This window comes from Streptacidiphilus monticola (assembly GCF_042658505.1).
Taxonomy (GTDB): Bacteria; Actinomycetota; Actinomycetes; order Streptomycetales; family Streptomycetaceae; genus Streptacidiphilus; species Streptacidiphilus monticola.
Genome location: NZ_JBHSQJ010000171.1, coordinates 1 through 6,655 on the forward strand (window position 1 = coordinate 1; position 6,655 = coordinate 6,655).

7 protein-coding genes are annotated in these 6,655 nt (G+C 73.3%); all 7 read right to left on the minus strand.

Annotated features, from left to right (window positions below; genetic code table 11):
* Window positions 1-719 (minus strand): hypothetical protein (locus tag ACFP3V_RS30295; protein ID WP_380590521.1); only part of this gene is annotated, 719 nt, incomplete at its 3' end.
* A gap of 38 nt (window positions 720-757) precedes the next feature.
* Window positions 758-1,162, minus strand: coding sequence for a hypothetical protein (locus ACFP3V_RS30300; protein WP_380590524.1), 405 nt, complete (start codon window positions 1,160-1,162; stop codon window positions 758-760).
* Window positions 1,159-1,626 (minus strand): hypothetical protein, encoded by a 468-nt coding sequence (locus ACFP3V_RS30305; protein ID WP_380590527.1) that lies wholly within the window; start codon window positions 1,624-1,626, stop codon window positions 1,159-1,161. The genes ACFP3V_RS30300 and ACFP3V_RS30305 overlap by 4 nt, the downstream gene beginning before the upstream one ends.
* 24 nt (window positions 1,627-1,650) lie before the next feature.
* Complete coding sequence (locus ACFP3V_RS30310) at window positions 1,651-1,911, minus strand: hypothetical protein (protein WP_380590529.1); 261 nt, start codon at window positions 1,909-1,911, stop codon at window positions 1,651-1,653.
* Window positions 1,912-2,143: 232 nt separating this feature from the next.
* The gene (locus tag ACFP3V_RS30315; RefSeq protein WP_380590532.1) at window positions 2,144-3,214 is read right to left on the minus strand and encodes a hypothetical protein; all 1,071 of its coding nucleotides are present in this window, start codon (window positions 3,212-3,214) and stop codon (window positions 2,144-2,146) included.
* Between the two features lie 88 nt (window positions 3,215-3,302).
* Window positions 3,303-4,469, minus strand: a complete 1,167-nt coding sequence (locus tag ACFP3V_RS30320) for a DUF932 domain-containing protein (protein ID WP_380590535.1) — start codon at window positions 4,467-4,469, stop codon at window positions 3,303-3,305.
* A gap of 759 nt (window positions 4,470-5,228) precedes the next feature.
* The gene (locus tag ACFP3V_RS30325) at window positions 5,229-5,582 is read right to left on the minus strand and encodes a hypothetical protein (RefSeq protein ID WP_380590538.1); all 354 of its coding nucleotides are present in this window, start codon (window positions 5,580-5,582) and stop codon (window positions 5,229-5,231) included.
* Between the last annotated feature and the right edge of the window lie 1,073 nt (window positions 5,583-6,655).

Here is a 6,655-nt window from a genome sequence, read left to right on the forward strand (position 1 = left end):
TCGCCGTTGGAGCGGAGGAAGGCGTGTGCGGCGGCGACAACGTCGCCGTGGAAGGCGCGGTGGAACTGTTCGGGCGTGATCCGGTGCTGGGGGAACTCGGGGCCGTAGAAGCTCCACACGCCGTCGTGGCCGGTGCCGTAGCGGGTGTTCAACTGCTCGACGTAGAACGCCCCGGCGGCCAGTGCGTGGATGGCCTCGACGCACAGGGCCGCTTCGCCGCCCTCGTTGATTTCGGGGACGGCGGCCACGATGGCGTCCACGTCCCGCAGGTCGGCGCTGACCTGCCCGTTGACCAGGGCGCGGGCGTAGCGGGCAGTGTCGCGGGCGATGGTCCACGTCCACCGGTCCACGTAGGAGCGGATCACCTTCTGCACGGCCGCATGGTCGACCGGCGCGGCGGGGTCCAGGACCAGCGCGTCGATGGCGCGCAGGAACGCGCCGACCTCGCGCAGGACTTCGCGCCGGCGGGCTGCAGCCCACCCGCCGCTGAGGATGGTGTCTCCGTCGGGGCGCACCAGGTCCCACGTGGTGGGGTGCTCGCCCTCGGGCACGGGCATCAGGTCCGGGCCCAGGTGCAGGAACGCGGGGCTGAGGTCGGGCAGCCACACCCGCACCTGCGCGGCCCAGTGGCCGCCGCCCATGTGGGCGGACTCCGCCGGGATGCCGCGCTGGGAGAGGTAGCGGGCCAGCTTGCGTGCCTGCTTGCGGGTGGTGGCCATGCGGGAGTCCTCCTCGGGATACGGGTGGTGACGGGGCGTCAGTCAGGCAGCGGCAGGGAGCGCGCGGCGAACCAGTCGTTGAGCAGTTGGACAACATCGCCGCCCGCCCACCCGTCCGCGCCGTTGAACTGGGCGGCGAGCTGGCGGTGCAGCTCCTCAACGTCCGGGCAGCAGCGACGGCCGGTGGAGGTGGCCTCGGCGTGGGCGAGTCGGACGGCGGCGCGCACCAGCAGCGTGCGGGCTTCGGTCTCCTGCTCGGCGCGCTGCTGCGGGTGGGGGATGCGTTCGGTCCAGGACAGGGCGCGGGCCGCCCAGTTGACGGCGGCATGCAGCCACCGCTGCGTTTCGTCGGGGTCGGCGTCGGCGGGGATCTGGTCCAGGCAGGAACGTGCTGTGGCCAGCAGGTCGGCGACGTGTTCGGCGGCGGTGACGTCGGCGCTCACGGCTGCTCTGCGGCTGGGAGGGGGTGGGCGGTGATGACCTCGTGGATGGCGCGGATGCTGGGGGCGTCGTGGGCCTTCGGCTGGGTGGGGGTGTGGGCGATTCCGGAGCGGAACAGGCGTAGGCGGCCGTGGGGGAGGTCGCGGTTGTGCCAGGTGAGCCGGTACCACCAGTACGGTCCGGGGCCGTCGTCGGCACCGGCGCGGCGTCCGACCTGGACGGTCAGGAAGGGGACTTCGGCGCTTTCGGTGTCCCACTGGAGCAGGGTGCGCCAGCCGTGCGTGCGGGCGTGCTCGACGAGCCGGGCGACCTGAGGCGGGATCGTGTAGCCGTCCGGCGGTGTCGTGGGGACGGGCTGAGTGGGCGTCATCGCGGTTCTCCTGGTGGTGGCCTCGGAGGGGCCGGTGGTCTGCGCGTTCCAGCGGTCGGCGGGGACGGGCGGCAGGTTCGGGTAACGGGTGGGCACGGGGCTCTCCTGGGTCTCGTCAGATCAGTGGCGTGGGCGCGGCGCCCGGCGTGCGGGCGTGCGGACGGGCGGGGTGGTGACGGTGAAGCCGCGGCGGCGCAGTGCGGCGGTGGTGAGGGCGATGCGGCGTGGGTCGGCCGGCTGTCCGGCGGTGCCGGGCAGCCGCCACCGCCCGTCGGGGCGGGGCCGCCATCCGATCGGCCGGAGCACGGGGGCGACCTGGTCGCGCGGGTGCGGGCACTCCAGCTCGGTCCCTGCGGCGGTGGAGTGAGTGAGCGTCAGCACTCCCGCTCACCCCCAGCGGTCGGGGCGGGGCGCTGCCACTGCTCCGGCGGGACATACGGGGGGTCGTAGGGGCTTGACCCGTTCGGGCACTGGGGGCGGCACGGGCTGCCGGGCGGGGCCTGGCAGTCCTCGCACGGCTCCTCGTCGGGATACAGCACGGGAGTTCCTCCTCGGGGCGGGGCGGGGCGGGGCGGGGGCGCAGCGTGCGGGCTGCGCCCCCGGTGGTGGTGGGTTAGTCGTCCTCGGTGGGTGGGGCGCTGTCGCGCCACGCTTGGGCGGTGCCGTGTGCGCCGAGGGCGTCCAGCACTTCGGCCAGTGCGCCCCTCTCGGACTCGGACAGGAAGGGCGGGAGGTTGAACAGCGCGCCGTGGCGGCCGAAGCGGTGCGCGAACTCCAGGGCGACGTGGGTGGGCACGATCGGGCCGCTGGTGGTCTCGGGCTCCATGAGGGCCTGGTACAGCCAGTCCTCGGTGGCGGCTCGGACCGCGCGGGCCTCGGCCAGCCGCCGGGCCAACCGCTCCTCCTGGCGGCACTGGTCGGCCAGCTGCTCACGGATGTACTTCGCCTGCTGGGCACGGGTGATGGCGCGGGGGTGGGGCCTGTGGCCGGGGCACTGCGACGCGGGGTGTCCCTGCCGCATCGTGCGGGCGGCACCCGGGGCGTGGTGCTCGCAGTGCGGGTCCGCGCGGGTCGGGTCGACCAGTCCGCACGGCTCCTTCTTGCAGCGGCACAGGTCCTCGATCCACACGTCCCCGTGCTCGCCCCGGCCGGTGTGCCACGCCTCCGGCTCCGGGTCGGGCGCGGGCTCGCTCGGCTGCTCGGGCTGGGCGGCCTCGCTGGTGGCCGGGTGGGGGCCGGGGCAGCGGTCGGGGTGGTGGGCCTGGCGCATCGTGCGGGCGTACTTGGGGTGGTGCTGGCGGCAGTCGGGGTCCGCGCTGGGTTCGTCGACAAGTCCGCACGGGGCCTTCGGGCACGGGCAAGCCTCCTCGGTCATCAGCCCGTGCCACGCGCGGGCGACGTGCCGGTGATAGGGGTTGGCCGGGGCCTCCTGGTCGGCCTGCGCTTCGACCGGCGCGGGCTCGGTCTCCTCGACCGGCGGGGCGTCTCCCGTGGCCGGAGTGGCGGGCTCACCCTCGATGGGCGTGGCTTCCTCGACCGTGGCGGGGGCCTCGTCCGGCTGGGCCTCGGGCTTGGTGAGCGGTGCGGGCGTCTCCTGCGGCTCGGGCTCGGCCTGGGGCTGGGGGGTGGTGCCGGTGAAGTGGGCGACGAGTGCGGCGAATTCGTCCAGCGCGGGGTTCTGCACGGGGGCTCCTCGGGGGTGTCTGTGCGCGTGTGGGAGGGGCCGGGCCGGGCGCGTGGTGCGCCCGGCCCGGTGGTGGGGGAGGGGTGGGTCAGACCAGCGCCATGGCGGTCAGGGCCTGGCCTTCGAGCTCGTACGCGGCGTCGCCGTCGGGGAGGGTCTGGGCGGTGGCGGTGATGGCCTGGAGGATGCCTCCGGCGGTGACCTGGCCTCCCCGGATGAAGTGGTTCAGCACGGACTCGCGCACGGTGTCGGTGAACTTGAGCCGCTTGGAGATCACTTCGACCGTCTTGGCCGGGTCGGTGACCGGCTTCCCGGCCTGCTCCTCGATCTCGCGGAGCTTGGCCTCGACGTAGGCGCGGTCCAGGAAGGTGGCGACGGCGTCCCGGCTCTGCGCGGTGATGAGTTCGACGTTCTTGCGCTGGGTCTCGTGGGACCAGCGGATGATGCCGTGGTCCAGCTTCGCCCCCACGTGGACCTCGCGGATGACGTCCTTGGTGATGGTCAGGCCGTTGGTGCACACCTGGACCACGATCCGGGGCGTGATGGTGTAGGCACCGTTTCCGACCTCGCTGTTGGCGATGACCAGTCCGGCGGACACGATCGGCAGGTCGTCCCCGCTCTGGCCGGTGAACGGGGAGCGGTATCCCTTGAGCAGGGCGGGGGCGTGCGCGCGGACCTCCTCGGACTCGATCCGCACCACCATGCGACGGTCCGTCAGATCGCAGCCGGTGATGGTGACCTCGTGCCCGGACTCCTTGATCCCGCCCAGCACGGCCAGCAGCACGTCAAGGTTGTCGATCACCTTGAACTGGTCGGAGACGAACGCGCGCAGCGTCCCGGGCTCGTCGCGCTTCCCGGTGAAGGTGCGCAGCATGAACCGTCGGGAGGCGGCCTCACGGGCCAGCCACGCGTTCACGTTCGCGTCGTACAGGTCCGGCACTTCGGCCCGCATCCGCCGCAGGTACGCCAGCGGAATCCGCAGCTTCTCCGAGATCCCCTCGTCCGCGACCTCGGTCGGACGGAACCGGTCGTGCAGCGTCACCCCGTCCGCCGTGATCTCCGGCTCCACCCCCGCCACCCGGATGATCCCGCCCTCCGACCGCAGCGCACTCGCGTTCACGACCATGTCCAACTTCCGCCCCTGCTGCGCGGTGAGGGCCTGCGCGATGTCCGCGAGGGAGGCGTTGCGGGCCGGGCCGGTCCCGCCCTCCTGCGGCGTCACAACGGCGGCACGGGCGGTCAACTGCTCCTGCATGTTCCTTCTCCTTGCTGATGCGGGCTGCCCGGCTGCCATTCCGGGCTGATTCGATAATGCATGAAATTTGGGATGGGGGCCACCGATTTTCGGGGGTGGCCCCCGTGGGGGCGTGCGGGCGCGTGGCGCGGCCCGGGGGGCCGGCCTGGCGGGGTGGGTCAGTGGCCGGCTGCGGCCGGTTCCCACCACTGGCCGGGCAGCGCGGTGACGCTGCCGGGGTTGACGCGGGAGAGGTGGCGCTCCGTGCCCTGGTAGAGGGTGAGGTGGACGCGGGTGCGGCCGGTGGCGGGGTCGGCGGTCTCCTCGACGGGCCTGCACCCAGTAGGTGCCCCACGCGCCGTAGCGGCTGCCCTGGTACTTCACGAACTGCCCAACCGGGGGGACTTCGGGTTCGGCCAGTGCCGTGCACACGCCGACGGCCGCGCTGCGCAGGGGGACGTGCGCGCCGCGTTCGGCGGGTCCGGGATCGCCGAAGCGGGTACCAAGCACGTACCCGAGGATGAACGCCCGGCGGGCGTGGGCCTCGGCCCTACGGGATCGGACCGGGGCGGCGGAGCGGGCCAGCACGCGGCGAACGATCACCTTCCACGCGGCGGTGGCCTGCTCCTCCTCGGCGCGGGTGTAGGGCATGGGCGGGCGCGCGTGGGTGGGGTGCGGATCGACGTAGGGCGGCGTGGTGGTGCTCATGGGTTGTGTCTCCTGCTGCTCGGGGTGGGCGGGGCGGCCGGATGGCCGCCCCGCGTGGGCCTTGCGGCGGGGTTAGATCAGGGCGCGGGTGCGCAGGAACTCGGTGACGCAGTAGGCGATCTGGCGGGCGTTGCTGGTGCGGCGGTCTGGGCGGACGGCTCCGAGGATGCGGCGGCCGGTCTCGGCCTCGTGCAGGATGCTGAACTCGAAGTCCTCGGCCGGGGGCATCACGACCAGCACGGGACCGGCGTGGCTGGGAAGCTGAATGGCTGTCAGGTTCTCGTCCTGGTCGTGCAGGATGCGCGCGCCCTCCAGGAGGGAGGGAAGCGGCAGGTAGGTAGCGATCTCCAGCGCGAGCAGCGACGCCGGGGTGTTCGGGCCGGACGCGACGGCACGGACAACGCCACCCTTGATCACGATCTCCACGAGGGAAGTCCTCTCTGTTGCTGATTCGGGCTACCGCCTCGGTGCCACCCGGGCGGTTTCGATAAAGCAAATATAGCGGATCGGGGATCACCGCGCAGCGGTTTTCCGGCCCCGCGCCGAAATTCACCCGGACGGCATGCCACGGTCCTGCCGTCCGCCCCTCCGTACCCCCTGCCGCACCCCTCTCCGTACCGTCCTCCGCACACCCCTCCGCAGGGCATCCGGCACTCGTCGGGACAGAGTGGCAACTTCCCTGCTCAGGACGGGTTCTGCGAACCTTCGCGATGCTGACAACCCCCTCTGCGCGCCCCTTCTTCTCCCTGTCTGAGTGGAGGGAGGGAAGGGAGTCGGCGGGGCGCGCGTCGGGGGTTTGGGGGTGGTTCTCTCTGCGCCTCGGTGCGGCGGGCGCGTGCCGTGCGTGGCGTGTCTGCTCGGCTCTGCCGTCCCGGTCTGGTGGCTCGTCAGGGCTTGTGTGGGTGTGGGTGGTTGGCGGGGCTGCTGTGCGGCCCGTCCGGGCCGCGCTCCGGTGTGCTGGGGCTGGCTGGGCCTTGTGTGGGTGCTGCTGGTGTGTGCGGGCTGTGCTGTCGGGCTGGGCGGGCTGGTGTGTCCGGCCCGCGCTTTGGGGTGTGGGCTGTCTGTGCGGCCCGTCGGGCCGCACCCGGTCCCGTCCTGCCGGGCCGCGCCCCCGTCCCGTCCTGCCGGGCTGGGCCCCGTGCGCGGGTGGGGGTGTCGGGCCGGTCCTGTCCGGTCTGGGGGTGGGCTGGGGGGTGTGTGCGGGTTGGCCGGGTGGGCTTGTACCGGGGATTCGCGTCACTTCCCGGGGCCGTATGGCCCCACCCCCCTCCACCCAACACCCGTACCCCCCACCACGGTTACCGGTAGGCAAGGCCGGGCGTCCGCCCGGCCCCCGAGTAGCTGGGCACGGTGACGTCACGTCAACTCCCGTACCCCCGGCCCCGGATGGGGCCGGGGGCGCGGTAGGGCAGGCCGGGCGGGACGGGGTTCGGCATGCGGCCCCGTATGGGGCCGCCCCGCGCAGGTTCGGCATGCGGCCCCGTATGGGGCCGCCCCGC